Source organism: Caulobacter sp. GW821-FHT09B08, from assembly GCF_059418225.1.
In genome coordinates, this window is the sequence record NZ_JBWKPL010000002.1 from 672207 (window position 1) to 687741 (window position 15535).

At 68.5% G+C, this 15535-nt stretch carries 15 protein-coding genes; 8 read left to right on the plus strand and 7 right to left on the minus strand.

Annotated features, from left to right (window positions below; all coding sequences use genetic code 11):
• Positions 1 to 11: 11 nt before the first annotated feature.
• A complete protein-coding gene (locus tag AC07OA_RS09415) occupies positions 12 to 563 on the minus strand; it encodes a peroxiredoxin (RefSeq protein ID WP_494663532.1) in 552 nt (183 codons plus the stop codon).
• A 136-nt stretch (positions 564 to 699) separates the two neighbouring features.
• Here AC07OA_RS09415 and AC07OA_RS09420 point away from each other — a divergent pair, with 136 nt between their 5' ends.
• The 8 genes from AC07OA_RS09420 to gmk all read left to right on the plus strand — a co-directional run bounded on the left by AC07OA_RS09420 (position 700) and on the right by gmk (position 7503).
• Complete coding sequence (locus AC07OA_RS09420) at positions 700 to 1212, plus strand: hypothetical protein (RefSeq protein WP_494663533.1); 513 nt, start codon at positions 700 to 702, stop codon at positions 1210 to 1212.
• A 67-nt stretch (positions 1213 to 1279) separates the two neighbouring features.
• Entirely contained in the window at positions 1280 to 2224 is a 945-nt protein-coding gene (gene fabD / locus AC07OA_RS09425) for an ACP S-malonyltransferase (RefSeq protein ID WP_494663534.1), read from the plus strand.
• Positions 2225 to 2243: 19 nt separating this feature from the next.
• Positions 2244 to 2984, plus strand: coding sequence for a 3-oxoacyl-[acyl-carrier-protein] reductase (fabG, locus tag AC07OA_RS09430; protein WP_494663535.1), 741 nt, complete (start codon positions 2244 to 2246; stop codon positions 2982 to 2984).
• A gap of 188 nt (positions 2985 to 3172) precedes the next feature.
• Positions 3173 to 3412 carry an acyl carrier protein gene (locus AC07OA_RS09435; RefSeq protein WP_007672577.1) on the plus strand — a complete coding sequence of 80 codons (240 nt, stop codon included), beginning with the start codon at positions 3173 to 3175 and terminating at the stop codon, positions 3410 to 3412.
• Between the two features lie 187 nt (positions 3413 to 3599).
• Positions 3600 to 4880, plus strand: a complete 1281-nt coding sequence (gene fabF, locus AC07OA_RS09440) for a beta-ketoacyl-ACP synthase II (protein WP_494663536.1) — start codon at positions 3600 to 3602, stop codon at positions 4878 to 4880.
• A complete protein-coding gene (gene mltG / locus AC07OA_RS09445) occupies positions 4877 to 5986 on the plus strand; it encodes an endolytic transglycosylase MltG (RefSeq protein WP_494663537.1) in 1110 nt (369 codons plus the stop codon). The genes fabF and mltG overlap by 4 nt, the downstream gene beginning before the upstream one ends.
• Before the next feature lies 1 nt (position 5987).
• Complete coding sequence (locus AC07OA_RS09450) at positions 5988 to 6869, plus strand: YicC/YloC family endoribonuclease (RefSeq protein ID WP_494663538.1); 882 nt, start codon at positions 5988 to 5990, stop codon at positions 6867 to 6869.
• On the plus strand, positions 6859 to 7503 hold the full coding sequence (gmk, locus tag AC07OA_RS09455; RefSeq protein ID WP_494663539.1) for a guanylate kinase: 645 nt from the start codon (positions 6859 to 6861) through the stop codon (positions 7501 to 7503). Before AC07OA_RS09450 ends, gmk begins: the two co-directional genes overlap by 11 nt.
• Before the next feature lie 12 nt (positions 7504 to 7515).
• Here gmk and rsmA read toward each other — a convergent pair whose 3' ends face one another.
• The 6 genes from rsmA to lptF all read right to left on the minus strand — a co-directional run bounded on the left by rsmA (position 7516) and on the right by lptF (position 15504).
• On the minus strand, positions 7516 to 8334 hold the full coding sequence (rsmA, locus tag AC07OA_RS09460; RefSeq protein WP_494663540.1) for a 16S rRNA (adenine(1518)-N(6)/adenine(1519)-N(6))-dimethyltransferase RsmA: 819 nt from the start codon (positions 8332 to 8334) through the stop codon (positions 7516 to 7518).
• Between the two features lie 16 nt (positions 8335 to 8350).
• On the minus strand, positions 8351 to 9355 hold the full coding sequence (gene pdxA / locus AC07OA_RS09465; RefSeq protein ID WP_494663541.1) for a 4-hydroxythreonine-4-phosphate dehydrogenase PdxA: 1005 nt from the start codon (positions 9353 to 9355) through the stop codon (positions 8351 to 8353).
• Positions 9352 to 10722 (minus strand): peptidylprolyl isomerase, encoded by a 1371-nt coding sequence (locus AC07OA_RS09470; RefSeq protein ID WP_494663542.1) that lies wholly within the window; start codon positions 10720 to 10722, stop codon positions 9352 to 9354. The genes pdxA and AC07OA_RS09470 overlap by 4 nt, the downstream gene beginning before the upstream one ends.
• 75 nt (positions 10723 to 10797) lie before the next feature.
• On the minus strand, positions 10798 to 13236 hold the full coding sequence (locus tag AC07OA_RS09475) for an LPS-assembly protein LptD (RefSeq protein WP_494663543.1): 2439 nt from the start codon (positions 13234 to 13236) through the stop codon (positions 10798 to 10800).
• A 28-nt stretch (positions 13237 to 13264) separates the two neighbouring features.
• Complete coding sequence (lptG, locus tag AC07OA_RS09480) at positions 13265 to 14368, minus strand: LPS export ABC transporter permease LptG (protein WP_494663544.1); 1104 nt, start codon at positions 14366 to 14368, stop codon at positions 13265 to 13267.
• Positions 14365 to 15504, minus strand: coding sequence for an LPS export ABC transporter permease LptF (lptF, locus tag AC07OA_RS09485; protein ID WP_494663545.1), 1140 nt, complete (start codon positions 15502 to 15504; stop codon positions 14365 to 14367). Before lptF ends, lptG begins: the two co-directional genes overlap by 4 nt.
• Positions 15505 to 15535: the final 31 nt, after the last annotated feature.

Genomic DNA, 15535 nt, shown 5'->3' on the forward strand with positions numbered 1-15535 from the left:
CTGGCCGAAACCTACTTCTTGGCCTTGTAAGCCTTCACCGCGTCCATGGTCTGGGTGACGTGGCCGGCGAAGTTGCCGTCGGTATAGGCCATCAGGATCTTGCCGTTCGGGGCGATCACATAGGAGGTGCGGTTGGACCAGCCGCCCGGCACCTGCATGCCGACCGCCTTGAGTTCGACGTCGTACGACTTCACCAGGCCGGCCGGCGCGGCCGCCACGGCGAACTTGTCGCGGCAGTGCTCCTTGGAGAAGTCCTTGATGCGGTCGGCGTTGCCGGCGGTGACGCCGATCACGGTGGCGCCCAGCTTCTCGAACTCGGGCGTGGCTTCGGCGAACTCATGGGCCTCGGCCGTGCAGCCCGAGGTGTAGGCGGCGGGGAAGAAGTACAGCACCACCGGCCCCTTCTTGAGCGCCTTGGAGAGCGTGAAGCTGAAATCCTTGCCCGCCAGAGCGCCCGGGGCGGTGAAGTCGGGCGCGGTGTCGCCGACCTTCAGGGCGGCCAGGGCGGGGGAGGCGGCCAGCAGGGCGCCGCAGAGCGCGAGGGCGGGAACGAGGCGTTGCATGCGAAGGCTCCAGAAGGCGCGGCCGGGAACGGCGCTCCTTGAATAACCCCATTCTTCCGGCTTCCAAACGCCGTCGTGCGTCGCTGGCCGGGCGTTTCTCGCCATGGTAGAGACGGGCGACAGCGGAGAAGGCTCTATGCGCGGCGCGATCCTCGGCATGACGGTCCTGGCGGCTTGCGTCGCGGCCCTCGCGGGCGCGGCCCCGGCTCGCGCCGGCGAAACCCCGACCACCTGGAAACCGCCCGGCCCCATGCCGCGTCCGGTCGTTCCGGCCTCGATCGCTCCGAAGTTCACGCCGCCGCCTCCGGCGACGCCCCGACCGTCACCGTCGGTCGCCGTCAAACCCGTCAAGACGCCCAACTACAGCCAGCGGACCATGGCGCTGATCCAGCAGAACATCGCCCTGCAGGCGGCGCTGCGGGCGGGACAGGACGCGTCGCCGGCCTCGCGCTGCAAGGCGTCGTGGAGCCAGGAGAAGCTGCGGCGCAAGGGATGCCTGGCCTCGCCGCCGGAGACCGCGCCGGTCGAGCCCCCGTCGGCTTTCCTGATCGCCGACGCCCGCCTGTGCGCCTCCGCCGTCGAGGGCGCGGACTGCGGGGCCTTGCAGGCCGCGCGCGAGCGGGCGGCGGGCGAGGGCGGACGAAACTGATCCTTGCCCGTAACGCGGTGATCCCATAACCCTCCCGCCCTCGGATTTGTAACGACGGAGCGGGCCCATGAGCATCGCCTTCATCTTCCCCGGTCAGGGCAGCCAGACGGTCGGCATGGGCGCCGATCTCGCCCAGGCCTTCGCCGCCGCCCGCGAGGTCTTCCAGGAAGTCGACGACGCCCTGGGCCAGAAGCTGTTCCAGCTGATGTCCGAAGGCCCCGAGGGCGACCTGACCCTGACCGAGAACGCCCAGCCGGCCCTGATGGCCGTCAGCCTGGCCGTGACGCGTGTGCTGGAGAAGGAATTCGGCGTCGGAATCGACAAGGCCGCCTTCGTGGCCGGTCACAGCCTGGGCGAATACAGCGCCCTGGCCGCCGCCGGCTCGATCACCCTGGCCGACACCGCGCGCCTGCTGAAGCTGCGCGGCCAGGCCATGCAGCGCGCCGTGCCGGTGGGCGAGGGCGCCATGGCCTCGCTGATCGGTCCCAAGACGGATCTGGCCCTGGCCGAAGCGGCCGCCGCCGCCGGCTCGGAAGTCGGCGTCTGCGTCGTGGCCAACGACAACAACAACGGCAACGTGGTGATCTCCGGCGCCAAGGCCGCCGTGGACAAGGCTATCGAGAAGGCCAAGGAACTGGGCGCTCGCGCCATTCCGCTGAACGTCTCGGCGCCTTTCCACTGTCCGCTGATGCAGCCGGCCGCCGACGAGATGGCCGAAGCCCTGGCCAAGACCACCATCGTCTCGCCGCGCGCCCCGCTGGTGGCCAATGTCACCGCCGCGCCGGTCCACGACCCGGACGTCATCCGCAAGCTGCTGGTCGAGCAGGTCACCGGCCGCGTGCGCTGGCGCGAGAGCATGACCTGGCTGGCCGGCGACGGCGGCGTCACCCGCTTCGCCGAGGCCGGTGCGGGCAAGGTGCTGTCGGGCATGGCCAAGCGGATCGCTCCGGACGCCGAGGCCGTTCCCCTGAACAGCCCGGCCGACCTCGAAGCCTTCGCCAAGTCGCTCTAAGCAGCAGGAAATTCAGATCATGTTCGATCTCACAGGCAAGACCGCCCTCGTCACCGGCGCCACGGGCGGCATCGGCGGGGCCATCGCCAAGGCCCTGCATGAGCAAGGCGCCCATGTCGTGCTCTCGGGCACCCGCGAATCGGCCCTGTCCGACCTGGCCGCCCAGTTCGGCGAGCGCGTGTCGTTCGTGGCGGCGAATCTGTCCGACGCCGCCGCCGTCGACGGCCTGGTCGCCAAGGCCGAGGAAGCCGCCGGCGCGCCGCTGGACATCGTGATCGCCAACGCCGGGATCACCCGCGACGGCCTCATCGTGCGCATGAAGGACGAGGACTGGGACACCGTGATCAAGGTGAACCTGGAAGGCTATTTCCGCCTGTCGCGAGCCGCCGCCAAGGGCATGATGAAGCGCCGTTCGGGCCGGATCATCGGCATCACCTCGGTCGTCGGCGTCACCGGCAATCCGGGCCAGACCAACTACGCCGCCTCCAAGGCCGGCATGATCGGCTTCTCCAAGGCCCTGGCCCAGGAGCTGGCCAGCCGTAACGTCACCGTCAACTGCGTGGCCCCCGGCTTCATCGCCAGCCCGATGACCGACGCCCTGAACGAGCAGCAGAAGGCCGGCATCCTGTCGACCATTCCCGCCGGTCGCTTGGGCGAAGGGAGCGATATCGCCGCCGCGTGCGTTTACCTCGCCAGTGACCAGGGCGGCTATGTCACGGGTCAGACCTTGCACGTCAACGGCGGCATGGCCATGATCTGACCGGCCGTCTTTTCCTGGGTTTCACAGCTTTCTGCTTTGAAAGGGTGAAGCCCCGATTTCTGAGCCGACGTGCCGCTAGTCACCCGAAAAAGAACGTGATAGGCGGTGGCCCGACAATTCCCGTGGGTGGTTAAGGTTCGTCCGACCGCTTGCGGAAACTGCTAGATTCAAAACGAGGGACTAACAGAATGTCCGACATTCTCGAGCGCGTGCGTAAGATCGTCATCGAGCACCTGGACGCCGATCCGGAAAAGGTCACCGAAAAGGCCAGCTTCATCGACGACCTGGGCGCCGACAGCCTCGACAACGTCGAGCTGGTCATGGCGTTCGAAGAAGAATTCGACATCGAAATTCCGGATGACGCCGCCGAGCACATCCAGACCGTCGGTGACGCCGTGAAGTTCATCACGGAAAAGACCGGCGCCTAAGGCGTCGGGTTCGCGCATTCCAGCGAACTGACTATCAACCGCCGCGTCGCACGGGCTCTTGCCATCGTGCGCGCGGCGGTTTTCGTATGTGGCCGAGATTCGCGGCCAAGGTCCGAGTGACTCGGGGGGACGTGTCGGATTCGTCTGCGTCCCTATATGTCCGCGATGCGAAGGTTAGGAGTGATCCATGCGTAGAGTCGTCGTTACCGGGCTCGGCCTTCTGACCCCTCTGGGTCAGGGCGTCGATGTGTCCTGGAAGAACATTCTGGCCGGCAAGTCCGGCGCGAACCGCATCTCGGCCTTCGATCCGACCGAATACGCCTGCCAGGTGGCCTGCGAAGTGCCGCGCGTCGACGGTCGCGGCGGCGGCGGTCCGGACGTCGAAGGCAGCTTCGATCCCGACCAGACCATGAGCCCGCGCGACCAGAAGCGCGTCGACGACTTCATCCTGTACGGCATCGCCGCGGCCGACGAGGCCGTGAAGGATTCGGGCTGGGTTCCGGAAACCGAAGAAGACAAGTACCGCACCGGGGTGATCCTGGGTTCGGGCATCGGCGGTCTGTCGACCATCGCCGACACCGCCCTGGAGCTCGAGGCCAAGGGCCCGCGCCGCGTCAGCCCGTTCTTCATCTCCTCGGCCCTGATCAACCTGATCTCGGGCCAGGTCTCGATCCGCTATGGCTTCAAGGGCCCCAACCACGCCGTGGTCACGGCCTGCGCCACCGGCGCCCACGCCATCGGCGACGCCACCCGCCTGATCAAGTACGGCGACGCCGACGTGATGATCGCCGGCGGGGCCGAAGCCGCCGTCTGCAAGGTGGGCATGGCTGGCTTCATCGCCTGCCGCGCGGTCTCCACCGACTGGAACGACACGCCCGAGAAGGCCTCGCGTCCCTACGACAAGGACCGCGACGGCTTCGTGATGGGCGAGGGCGCCGGCGTCGTCGTCCTGGAAGAATACGAGCACGCCAAGGCGCGCGGCGCGAAGATCTATGCCGAGGTGATCGGCTACGGCCTGTCGGGCGACGCCTATCACATCACCGCGCCCTCGGAAGACGGCGACGGCGGCTTCCGGGCCCTGTCGGCGGCCGTGAAGGACGCGGGCATCGCCCCGTCGGACATCAACTACGTCAACGCTCACGGCACCTCGACCATGGCCGACGGCATCGAGGCCGGGGCGGTCGAACGCTTCCTGGGCGACCACGCCAAGAACGTGGTGATGTCCTCGACCAAGTCGATGACCGGCCACTTGCTGGGCGCGGCCGGGGCCATCGAGGCGATCTTCTCGATCCTGGCCATCCGCGACCAGATCGCCCCGCCGACCATCAACCTCGACAATCCCAATGTGGACGTCGCCATGAACCTGGCGCCGAACAAGGCCGTGCCGCACAAGATCGACGTGGCCGTGTCCAACAGCTTCGGCTTCGGCGGCACCAACGCCTCCGTCGTGTTCCGCAAAGTCTCGTGACCCGCAAGCCCGCGCCCCAACGCCGAAATCCGGCTCCGAAGACCGCGCGGGCTCCCCGCAAGGCGCCCTCGCGTCGCGGCGAGACCGCCCCGGTCGGACAACGGATCGTGGCCATGGGCGCGGGCCTGCTGACCATGCTGGGCCTGGCGGCCATGGTGGTCGTGCTGGGCGCGATGTGGGTCTATCAGGGCCCCGGTCCGGCCGCCCGTTCGGGCGACCAGACCACCGTGGTGCTGCGGCGCGGGGCCAGCCTGCCCGAGATCGCTGGCGCCCTGGAGCAGGCGGGGGTGATCCGCTCGTCCTCGCTGTTCCTGACCGCCGCCCAGACCACCGGCGCGGCCCGCAAGCTGAAGGCCGGCGAGTACGAGTTCGCCTCGGGCGCCTCGCTGCGCCACGTGCTGGCCAAGATCCGCGACGGCAAGATCGTCCGCCACCAGGTGACCGTCGCCGAGGGCCTGACCTCGGACATGGTGGTCGATATCCTGATGAAGGCCCCCGAACTGACCGGCAGCGTGCCGACCCCGCCGGAAGGCTCGATCCTGCCCGAGACCTACCAGGTCCAGCGCGGCGAGGATCGCGCCGCCGTGCTGCAGCGAATGATGGACGACCGCGACGAGCTGCTCGACCGGCTGTGGGCTAACCGCCAGCCGGGCTTGCCGTTCGAGACCAAGGACCAGGCCGTGACCATGGCCTCGATCGTCGAGAAGGAAACGGGCCTGGCTCGCGAACGCCCGCACGTGGCGGCGGTGTTCATCAACCGCCTGCGCCAGGGCATCCGCCTGGGCAGCGACCCGACGATCATCTACGGCCTGACCCGGGGACGGCCGCTGGGCCGGGGCATCCGCCAGTCGGAGCTGGAGCGCGAGACGCCCTACAACACCTATCTGATCACCGGCCTGCCGCCGACCCCGATCGCCAATCCGGGCAAGGCCGCCCTGGAGGCCGTGCTCAATCCGATGAAGAGCGACGACCTCTATTTCGTCGCCGACGGCACCGGCGGCCACGTGTTCGCCTCGACCTACGAGGAGCACGAGCGCAATGTCGTCAAGTGGCGGCAGATCGAGCGCACGAAGGCGGCCAGCAAGACGCCGCTCGCCGGAGGATAACATGGCCTTGTCAGGCATGACCGGCTTCGCCCGCGTCGAGGGCTCGCACGGGGCCTGGTCGTGGGCGGTGGAGGCGCGCAGCGTCAATGGCCGCAACCTGGAAACCCGCTTTCGCGGCCCGCCGGGCTTCGAGAGCCTGGACCGCGCGGCCCGCGACGGCGCCCAGGCCCGCTTCCAGCGCGGCCAGCTGACCGTCAACCTGCCGGCCAAGCGCGCGGAGGCCACGGCGACCACCCAGGTCAATGTCGAGGTGCTGGAGCGCTACCTGAAGGCCGGCGGTCCCTATGTGGCCACCGGCATGGTCGCCAAGCCCACTCTGGACGGCCTCTTGGCCCTGCGCGGGGTGATCGACGCCCGCGAGGAGGACGACGCCGCCGAGGACCGCGCCGAGGTCGAGGCCGCCATGGTCGCCACCATCGGCCAGGCCCTGGACGGGCTGAAGACCGCGCGCCTGGAGGAAGGCGCCGCCCTGGCCCCGATCCTGACCGGCGCCGTCGACCGCATCGAGACCCTGACGGAGCTGGCTTCCCAGGAAGCCGCTGGCCAGCCGGCCGTGCTGAAGGAACGCTACGCCCGCAAGCTGGTCGACCTGATCGGCGAGGCGGCCTCCGAGGAGCGCATCGTCCAGGAAGCCGCCGCCCTGGCGGTCAAGGCCGACGTCCGCGAGGAGCTGGACCGCCTGACCAGCCACGTGGCCGCCGCGCGCGCCCTGTTGTCGGCCGACACGGCTTCCGGCCGCCGCCTGGATTTCCTCAGCCAGGAATTCATGCGCGAGGCCAACACCCTTTGCAGCAAGTCGGCGCTGACGGCGCTGACCACGCACGGCCTGGATCTGAAGGCCACGATCGAGCAATTCCGGGAACAGGTTCAGAATGTCGAATAACCCGCACGGACGCACGCGCGGCCTGCTGATGATGGTCGTGGCCCCTTCTGGCGTGGGCAAGACCTCGCTGACACGTCGCCTCGTGGCCGACCATGGCGACCTGCACCTGTCGATCAGCGCCACCACCCGTGATCCGCGTCCGGGCGAACATCACGGCCGCGACTACCATTTCGTCACGGGCGACACCTTCCAGACCATGATCCAGGACGAGGCCTTCCTGGAATGGGCCGAGGTCTACGGCAATCACTACGGTAGCCCGCGCGGCCCCGTGGTCGAGGCGCTGGAACGCGGCGAGAGCGTGCTGTTCGATATCGACTTCCAAGGCGCGATGAAGGTCCACGCCCAGCTGCCCGACGACTCGGTGCTGATCTACGTCCTGCCGCCGTCGCTGGCCGAGATGAGCCGCCGCCTGCACGCCCGCAGCCAGGACAGCGAAGAGGTCATCGCCCGCCGCCTGGCCCGCGCCAAGGACGAGGTCGCCGCCTGGGAGCGGTTCGACTACGTCATCCTCAACGACGACTTCGACAAGGCCTATTCGGACCTGGCCCACATCTACCACGCCGAACGCCAGAAGCGGGTCCGCAACCCGTGGATCGGCAACCTGGTGGGCGACCTTCTGAAGGAAGAGATCTAGGGCCGGACCGGCTCAGCCCGGCAGCGCCCGCGCCAGGGCCTGGAAGCCGGCCACGTCGATGGTCTCGGCGCGGGCGTCGGGATCGATGCCGGCCTTTTCGCACAGGGGGGCGCCGCCCAGGGCCTTGAGGCTGGAGCGCAGCATCTTGCGGCGCTGGCCGAAGGCGGCGGCGGTGACCTTCTCCAGGGCCGCGACCAGGGCCTTGTCGGGCGCCGGCTCCAGCGGGACCAGCCGCACCACGGCTGAGGCCACCTTGGGCGGCGGGGTAAAGGCGCGGGCCGGCAAATCCATGACCACCTTGGCCGAGCACACCGTCTGGGACACCACGGCGAGGCGCCCATAGGCGTCGTCGTTCGTATCGGCGGCGATACGGTCGGCGACTTCCTTCTGGAACATCAGGGTCATGGACAGCGGCCGATAGGGACCGGTCAGCCAGTTGATCAGCAGCGGCGTGCCGACGTTGTAGGGGAGGTTGGAGACCATATGGGCCGGGCCGCAGGCGATGGCTGCCATGTCGGCCTTCAGGGCGTCGCCCTGGACGATCGTCAGCCGGCCGTCGGCGGCGGCGGACAGCTCTTCCAGCAGCGGAATGAAGCGTTTGTCCATCTCGACCGCCACGACGCGCGCGCCGGTCTCCAGAAGGGCGCGGGTCAGGCCGCCTGGGCCGGGGCCGACCTCGATCACCACGTCGCCTTCGCCGACCTCCGAGAGGCGGGCGATCTTGCGGGTGATGTTCAGGTCCAGCAGGAAGTGCTGGCCGAAGCTCTTGTTGGCCAAGAGGTCATGCTCGGCGAGAACCTCGCGAAGCGGCGGCAGGTCGGCGAGGCTCATGGTCTCTCGGGTAAATTCAGGCGATGGAACGCCGGTCGGCGATCTCGGCGGCCAGGCGAATGGCGGCGATCAGGCTGTCGGCCCGGGCCAGGCCCCGGCCAGCGATGTCGAAACCCGTACCATGATCGGGCGAGGTGCGCACGATGGGCAGGCCCAGGGTGACGTTCACCCCGGCCCAGAAGTCCAGCATCTTGACCGGGATCAGGGCCTGGTCGTGGTACATGCACAGCACGGCGTCGTAGGTCGCGCGGGCCTCGGCGTGGAACAGGCTGTCGGCGGGGGCGGGGCCCTTGGCCGCGATTCCCAGGCCGCGAAGGATGCGCACCGCCGGCTCGATGATAGCCGCTTCCTCGCCGCCCAGCGCCCCGCCTTCGCCGGCGTGTGGATTGAGGGCCGCCACGGCCAGGCGCGGGACGGCGATGCCGAAGTCCTTGCGCAGGGCCTCGACCGTCACCCGGCCGGCGTTGACGATGGCCTCGATCGACAGGGCGGCGGGCACGGCCGCCAGCGGCGTGTGGATGGTCACCAGGGTGGCGCGCAGGTCGCGGGCGGCTAGCATCATGATCGGGCCGTGCGGCGCCTGGCGCTCGCCAACATGGGTCAGCTCGGCCAGGAACTCGGTATGGCCGGGAAAGGCGAAGCCGGCGTCGTAGAGCGGCGCCTTGGCGATGGGGGCGGTGACCAGGCCGGTCACGGCGCCCGACAGGGCCAGGCCGGCCCCGGTCTCGATCCAGCGGATAATCTGCGGCGCGTGGGCGCTGGACGGCTGGCCGGCCACGACGGGCGCCTGCAGCGGGATGTCGAGGACCGGCAAAGCCTCGCCGAACACCTTGACCGCCTCGACCGGACCGGTGACCGCCCGCACCTTCACCCCGCCGCCGGCCGAGGCCAGCAGCTGGGCGTCGCCCACCACCATGAAGGCGGGTCCCTCGGCGCGCAGGGCCGACCAGGCCTTGGCGATGATTTCCGGCCCGATGCCGGCCGGATCGCCTGCGCTGAGGGCGAGAGCCGTCGTCTTCACCGGGTTTCGATGGTCGCCGAGTTGCGCAGGTCTCGCAGATAACGTTTGGAGATCAGCCCAAGCTGTTGGCCGCGCAGACGATTTTCGATCTGGTCGTGCGTCGGCGCCTGGGCGCCCGACTGGCGCTTGCCGCAGACGGCGATCAGGTGCAGGCCCGCGTCGGTGCGGATCGGATCGGAGATCTGGCCGATCTTCAGCGTGTTGGCGGCTTCCTGGAAGGCCGGGGCCAGGTCGGTGATCTCGGCCTCGCCCAGATCGCCGGCCACGACGCCGTCCACCTTGCCGGCGGTCGCTTCCAGGGTCTCGCAGCTGGTGATCTTCGGCTTCAGGTCCAGCAGGACCTTGTTGGCCGCGTCGACCTGGGCCTGGGTGGCGTCCTTGGACAGGGCCAGGGCCACCTGCTTGAGGTCGACCAGGGCGGTCTTGGCCCCCGAGCGCTTGTCGCGCAGATAGACGATGTAGACGCCATCACGCACCGGGATCGGCGCCGACAGCTGGCCGGGACGCAGCTGCTCCAGCGCCGCATCGACCTCGGGCGGCATCTCGCCGGGGCTGACCCAGCCGGCGTCGCCGCCGTTGGCCGCCGTCGGCGAGGCCGAGAACTGGCGGGCGACGGCGGGGAAGGGCGCGCCCTGCTGCATCTGGGTGACCAGCTGCTTGGCGCCGTTCACGGCCGTGTCCATGCCGCCGACGCGCACGGCGTCGATGAACACTTCGCTGACCTGGTACTGCGGCTTGCTGGCCGCTTCGGCGGCGCGGCGCTCGAAGGCCTTGATCTGGTCGTCGCCGATCCGCAGGCGCGAACCGTAGCGGCCGCTGATCCAGGCCTGCCAGCTGCTGTCGGCGCGGATCTGGGCCTTCCAGGTGTCGATGCCCACGCCCTGGGCCGCCAGCTGCTGCTTGAGCTGGGCGGCGGACATGTTGTTGCCCTTGGCGATGTCCTCGATCTGCTCGTCGACTTCCTGATCGGTCGAGATGATCGTGATCTTCTGGGCCTTCTCGACCCGACGCAGCTCCTGCATCTGGACGTGTTCGTCGATCAGCGAGCGCAGGGCCTCCTGCTCCAGCTGGGGCAGGTTCTCCTGGGTCGGTTGCAGGCCCGAGGTCACCATCAGCAGACGCATGCGCTGCATCAGGTCGTAGCTGGAGATGATGTCGTCGTTGACGACCGCCGCCACGCTTTCCGACAGCGGATTGGCGCGCTGAGCGGCCGGCGCCGCCGGGGCGGCGTCCTGCGTCGCGGGAGCCGGGGCGACCGCGGGCGCGGCGTCCTGGGCAACGGCGGGCAGGCCGAGGCCGGCTACGGTCAAGGCGAGGATGGAGGCGGCGCTGGCCGTCAGGATTGTCACGCTACGCGCAGACCGCATCGGTATTGTCGTTCCTCTAGACGCGTCCAAAGGAAGGCGCGTGCAGAGCCGCACGTCCCCCGACGCGATGATATTCTAATCGCTGTACAGTGTGTCGCCCAATGTGGCGAGGGTTAGGCGCAGAACCACGGACTCGTCGGACTTCAGCTTCAGCTGACCGCTGGACACCTGGCTGTAGCGATCCTCGTTCTGGTAGACGACGTCGATACGGATGCAGTCGTCCTTGTAGTACACGCCCAGGTCGCGGCGGGTCCACGACCAGGAGCTGGACGAGGAGGGCAGGCCGAAGGCGCGCGCGTCCTGGTAGGACAGGCGGCCCAGGGCGGTGATCCCCCAGTTCTCGTGCACCTTGAAGTCGCCGACGAAGTCCAGGTTCTCCTGGCGCAGGCCCGAGGTGTCCTTGTTGTCGCGCAGGTAGCGGACCGAGGCGAAGCCGCGCGACACCGAGGCGTCGACCCCGGCCTCGATGCGGTTCAGCTTGCCGTTGTCGTCGTCGAAGCGGGCCCGGGTGAAGGCGTTGACGCCCCGGATCGGCGTGACCTGCGCCGCCACGATCCAGTCGGACGCCTTCTGGTCGAGACCGGCCCGAGTGGGCAGCAGGGGATCGACCTTGGTGCGCAGGCTGCGGCCGACCAGCACGCTGCCGCCCCGGCCGTCGGCGAACTTCACCGTGGCGCGGCCGCCGACGTTCATCCGCGTGCCGCCCTCGTAGAGATCGAAGCCCGGCGACTTGTTGACGTCGAACAGGTTGGTTTCGTCGAGCTCGAAATTGGTGCTGTCTTCGTTGAAGTAGATCGGATTGCCGGAGGCGTCGCGCGCCACCACGATCGGCACGCGCGAGCTGTCGGAACCGGACGCGATCTGGACCAGCGGCTCCAGCACGATGCTGCCGCCGTTCTTCAGGGGTTTGAAGAAGGGCATGCTCAGATCGACACCGGCCACGCCCAGGCCGCGCGAATAGTTGATGCTCTGCGTGTCGCCCGCGGCCAGGGCCGAGGCGGGCAGGAAGACGTCGCGAACGCGATAGGCGTCGCCGCGAGCCTGAGCGAAGGGCTCGATGCGCACGCCCGGACCGACCACCAGGCTGCCGCGCCAGTCGCCCTGGATCGTGCCACGCGTGGAGTCCACGCCGTCCTCGCCCTTGTAGGCCAGGTAGTTGTACGGGGCTTCGCCGAACTGCGACTCCGAGCGGGTCAGGATCACGCCCGAACCCTGGACGCGCAACCGGCCGCCCAGAACGTGGGCTTCAGGTTCCCAGCGCCCTTCGACCAGCGGACCGATCAGCGGGAAGGCGCCGCTGTTCTCGAACTTGCTGCCCAGGCCCGTCAGCGGGTCCACGGCCACGACCCGCAGGCCCTGGACCGAGATCATCGAGGCCGAGAAGTAGGACCGCTTGTCCTGGCGGGTGGCGTAGATCTGCGACATCAGGCGATGGTCGTCGCCCGTGAACTGGCCCCGGGTCTGGTAGACGTCGTTGATGTCGTAGTCGTCGAAGATCAGCGCTTGCGAGGCCCGCTCGGCGGTGAAGCCCCACTTCCACTTCTCGTCGATGTCGAACAGGCCCTTGGCCAGGATGTAGCTCTTGGCCGTCGCCTCGCCGAACCGGTCGCCGTGGTTGTCGAAGTCCTTGTCGTAGGTCGCGCCCGCCCGCACCTCGACCGCGCCGGAATAGAACCGCTTGCGGTAAGTCCCGTTGAGGAACGGGTTAACTTTCGTGTTGATTTGAGGGGTTAGCACCAAATCCTGAGACGGCGAAAGCGCGAACAGATAGGGCTGTTGATAGGACACGCCGCGTCGCTTGGAGACGCCCAGCTTGGGCGTCAGGAAGCCCGACTGGCGCTCGGTCTGCGGATCGGGGTGCCAGAACACCGGCAGGTACAGCAGCGGCGCGCCCCACATGCGGATCGTCGCGCCGTGGTAGTAGACCAGGTGCTTGTTCTTGTCCTGGACCACCTTGTCGGCCTGGATGCTCCAGGTCGGCTTGGGCTTTTCGGCGCACACCTCGCAGGGGGTGTAGATCGCCTGGTTCAGTTCGGTGATCTGCTCGTTGCGCCGCACGGCGGTGTCGGCGGCGATCTTGATGTTCTTGTCCAGGCGGGCCGAGAAGCCGCGCGCGAAGCCCGCCTTCATGTCCTTGTCCATGGTCATGTCGTCGGCGAACTCGGCGGTGCCGTCGGGATTGATCAGGGTGACGTGGCCGTGGGCCGTGACCACCTCGGTCTTGGTGTCGTAGACCACCTCGTCGGCGCGCAGGGTGCGGCCCTGGTAGCGGGCCTCGACGTCGCCGCGGGCGATCATCTTCTGATTGGCGTCGTCGCGGATCAGCAGGTCGGATTCAAGGTAGTAGCCGGTGTCGCCAAGGCCGTCGTCGACCGCCTTGGACGGCGCCGGAGCGGCGGGAATGGTGGTGAGCGGCTGCTGCGCCTGCGCCGAGCAGGCGAGCGCCAGCCACGCGGCTCCGGCCAGCAGGACCGCGCGCCCCGCGCCTTTCGCCCCCCAGCGAAGTTCCATCATCAACGACCTCGATCCCGGCGACACAGACTCAACCATCCTCGGTATAGCAAAGCAGCGTCAGACCCGCCAAAAGCGCCACGATCGGTGGGGTCCAGGCCGCCATGGCCGGCGACAACACATCGGCCTTGCCCAGTGCGCCACACAGCTCGTTAAAGAAGAAGAAACCAAAACCCAACGTCACCCCGGCGCCGGCGAGACCCGCCAGGCCGCCCAGCCGCATCAGCCGCAGCGAAAACGCCGCCGCCAACACCGACATCGCCGCGAACAGCAGCGGCGTGGCCAGAAGCTGTTGTAACCGCAGACGGAACGGAATCGACGAAAAACCCGCCGCCTCGGTGCGCTTGATCATTTCGGGCAGCCGCCAGACGGCGATGGCCTGGGGATTGTTGAACCGCTCGGACGCCGTGCGGTCGTCCAGGTTCGAGGGCATGGTGTAGGTCTCGGAGCGGATGGCCCCGGCGCCGGGCGTGGCGACGCGCACGCCCGACAGCCGCCAGAACCCCGGCTCCAGCCGAGCCTCCTCTGCCTCGATACGCTGGGCGAACTGCAGCGAGCCGTTGGGCTGGACCTGGTAGACGAACAGCGAGACCCCGCGCAGCCGCACCGCCCCGTCGGCCTGGTCGCGGGCTCGGGCCCGGATCACCACCTGGGTCTTCTCGTCGCCCTGGCGCAGCCACAGCCCCTTGGGCGCGGACTTCAGGTAGTTCTCCATCATCGCGTTGCGCGAGGTTTCGAACTGGGCGCTCATCGCCGAGGTCAGCGGGTTCAGCAGGATCAGGGTCAGCAGGCCCATCACGAAGGCGGCGGTGGCGGCCGGCATGATGAACCGCCAGGCCGAGACGCCCGCGGCCCGCATGGCGATCAGCTCGCTGCGCCGGTTCAAGCCCACGAAGGCGCCGAGGGTGCCGAACAGGAAGATGAAGGGCGTCAGCACCAAGATCGTGGCCGGCGCCTGCAGCACCGTCAGGAACAGGAGCTCGGCGAAACCGACCTCGGCGCGGGTGCCGACGTTCTTGGAGATGTCGACGAAGGCGATCAGCATGACCAGCACGCTGACCACGGCCAGGGCCGCGGCCAGCGAGCCCAGGGTCTTCTTGAGCACGTAGCGCTCGATCATGCCCACGCCGATCATGGCGCGCCCAGGGGCTGGAGGACGTCGTCCTCGTGGCTGATGGCGATGTAGCGGCTGACCTTCTGGCGGAAGATCTGGCTCAGGCCCCACCAGCACGCGGCCAGGGGCACGATGTACTGCAGCGGGTTCAGCCAGGCGTCGTTATCGCAGGCGGCCTTCACGCCGAAGCCCAGGATCTGGATCATGGCGGCCGCGGCGCCGACAATGGCGATCCGCTTGCCATAGCCCATGCGGCTGAACGAGCCGCCGATGACCGCCGCCAGGGCCATGGCCATCATGGCCATGTTGTAGAGCGGGCTGGCCATGCGCCAGTGCCCCTCGGACAGCAGCTTGACGCGGTTGTGCTGCTCCCAGTCCTGGGTCAGGTCGGGAAAGAACAGCTCGTGCGGATAGCGGTCGCCGATCTTGTAGTGCAACAGCTCGTCGCTCTGGAACAGCGAGCTGAGATCGAAGGTGTACTCGTCCCACGACAGGTACTGCAGCACGCCGGAGCTGGAGAACTCCTGGTTCGAACCCTTGCGCAGCACCAGCACGGGCAGGCCCTTGCGCTCGGCGATCACGCCTTCGCGGGCCGTGTAGGTGACCGCGCCGCCGTTGGGCTTTTCCTGGTGGATGAAAAGGTTGTGGATGATCTGGTCGCGGTCGATGACCTGGGCGTAGACCGTCAGGCCCGGTCCCGGCTCGGTGAACTCGCCCGGGCGCACCAGGGTGGAGGCCAGGTCCGACTTGATGTCGAAGAAGGTCTCGCGAATCGCCCGCGCGCTCCACGGGGCGGCCCACAGGCTCATGGCCAGCGACAGCAGGGTGGCGAAGGCGGCCAGGCGGATGGCCGGCGAGATCACCCGCCAGCGGCTCATGCCCCCGGCGAAGCAGACCACGATCTCCTGCTCGGTATGCAGCCGGTTCAGGGCCACCAGCGTGGCCACGAACAGGGCGATCGGGAGAATCATGCCCAGCAGCTGGGGCAGGGCCAGGGCGATGATCTTCAGGAACACCGTCGCGCTCTGGCGCTGCTCGATCAGCACGTCGAATTCCGACAGGCTGCGCGCCAACAAGGCAAGCGCCACCAAGGCCAGCGTCGCCAGCAGCGTCGGGCCCAGGAGCTGGCGGAAAAGATAGCGTTCGATCAGGCGCATCGACGACGGGGCTGGCGGGGCAAGGAAAAGA

What these genes read in the sequence shown, in the direction of transcription:
- AC07OA_RS09415 (WP_494663532.1), bottom strand. Translation starts at nt 563, where the DNA reads ATGCAACGCCTCGTTCCCGCCCTCGCGCTCTGCGGCGCCCTGCTGGCC.
- AC07OA_RS09420 (WP_494663533.1), top strand. Translation starts at nt 700, where the DNA reads ATGCGCGGCGCGATCCTCGGCATGACGGTCCTGGCGGCTTGCGTCGCG.
- fabD (WP_494663534.1), top strand. Translation starts at nt 1,280, where the DNA reads ATGAGCATCGCCTTCATCTTCCCCGGTCAGGGCAGCCAGACGGTCGGC.
- fabG (WP_494663535.1), top strand. Translation starts at nt 2,244, where the DNA reads ATGTTCGATCTCACAGGCAAGACCGCCCTCGTCACCGGCGCCACGGGC.
- AC07OA_RS09435 (WP_007672577.1), top strand. Translation starts at nt 3,173, where the DNA reads ATGTCCGACATTCTCGAGCGCGTGCGTAAGATCGTCATCGAGCACCTG.
- fabF (WP_494663536.1), top strand. Translation starts at nt 3,600, where the DNA reads ATGCGTAGAGTCGTCGTTACCGGGCTCGGCCTTCTGACCCCTCTGGGT.
- AC07OA_RS09450 (WP_494663538.1), top strand. Translation starts at nt 5,988, where the DNA reads ATGGCCTTGTCAGGCATGACCGGCTTCGCCCGCGTCGAGGGCTCGCAC.
- gmk (WP_494663539.1), top strand. Translation starts at nt 6,859, where the DNA reads ATGTCGAATAACCCGCACGGACGCACGCGCGGCCTGCTGATGATGGTC.
- rsmA (WP_494663540.1), bottom strand. Translation starts at nt 8,334, where the DNA reads ATGAGCCTCGCCGACCTGCCGCCGCTTCGCGAGGTTCTCGCCGAGCAT.
- AC07OA_RS09470 (WP_494663542.1), bottom strand. Translation starts at nt 10,722, where the DNA reads ATGCGGTCTGCGCGTAGCGTGACAATCCTGACGGCCAGCGCCGCCTCC.
- AC07OA_RS09475 (WP_494663543.1), bottom strand. Translation starts at nt 13,236, where the DNA reads ATGATGGAACTTCGCTGGGGGGCGAAAGGCGCGGGGCGCGCGGTCCTG.
- lptG (WP_494663544.1), bottom strand. Translation starts at nt 14,368, where the DNA reads ATGATCGGCGTGGGCATGATCGAGCGCTACGTGCTCAAGAAGACCCTG.
- lptF (WP_494663545.1), bottom strand. Translation starts at nt 15,504, where the DNA reads ATGCGCCTGATCGAACGCTATCTTTTCCGCCAGCTCCTGGGCCCGACG.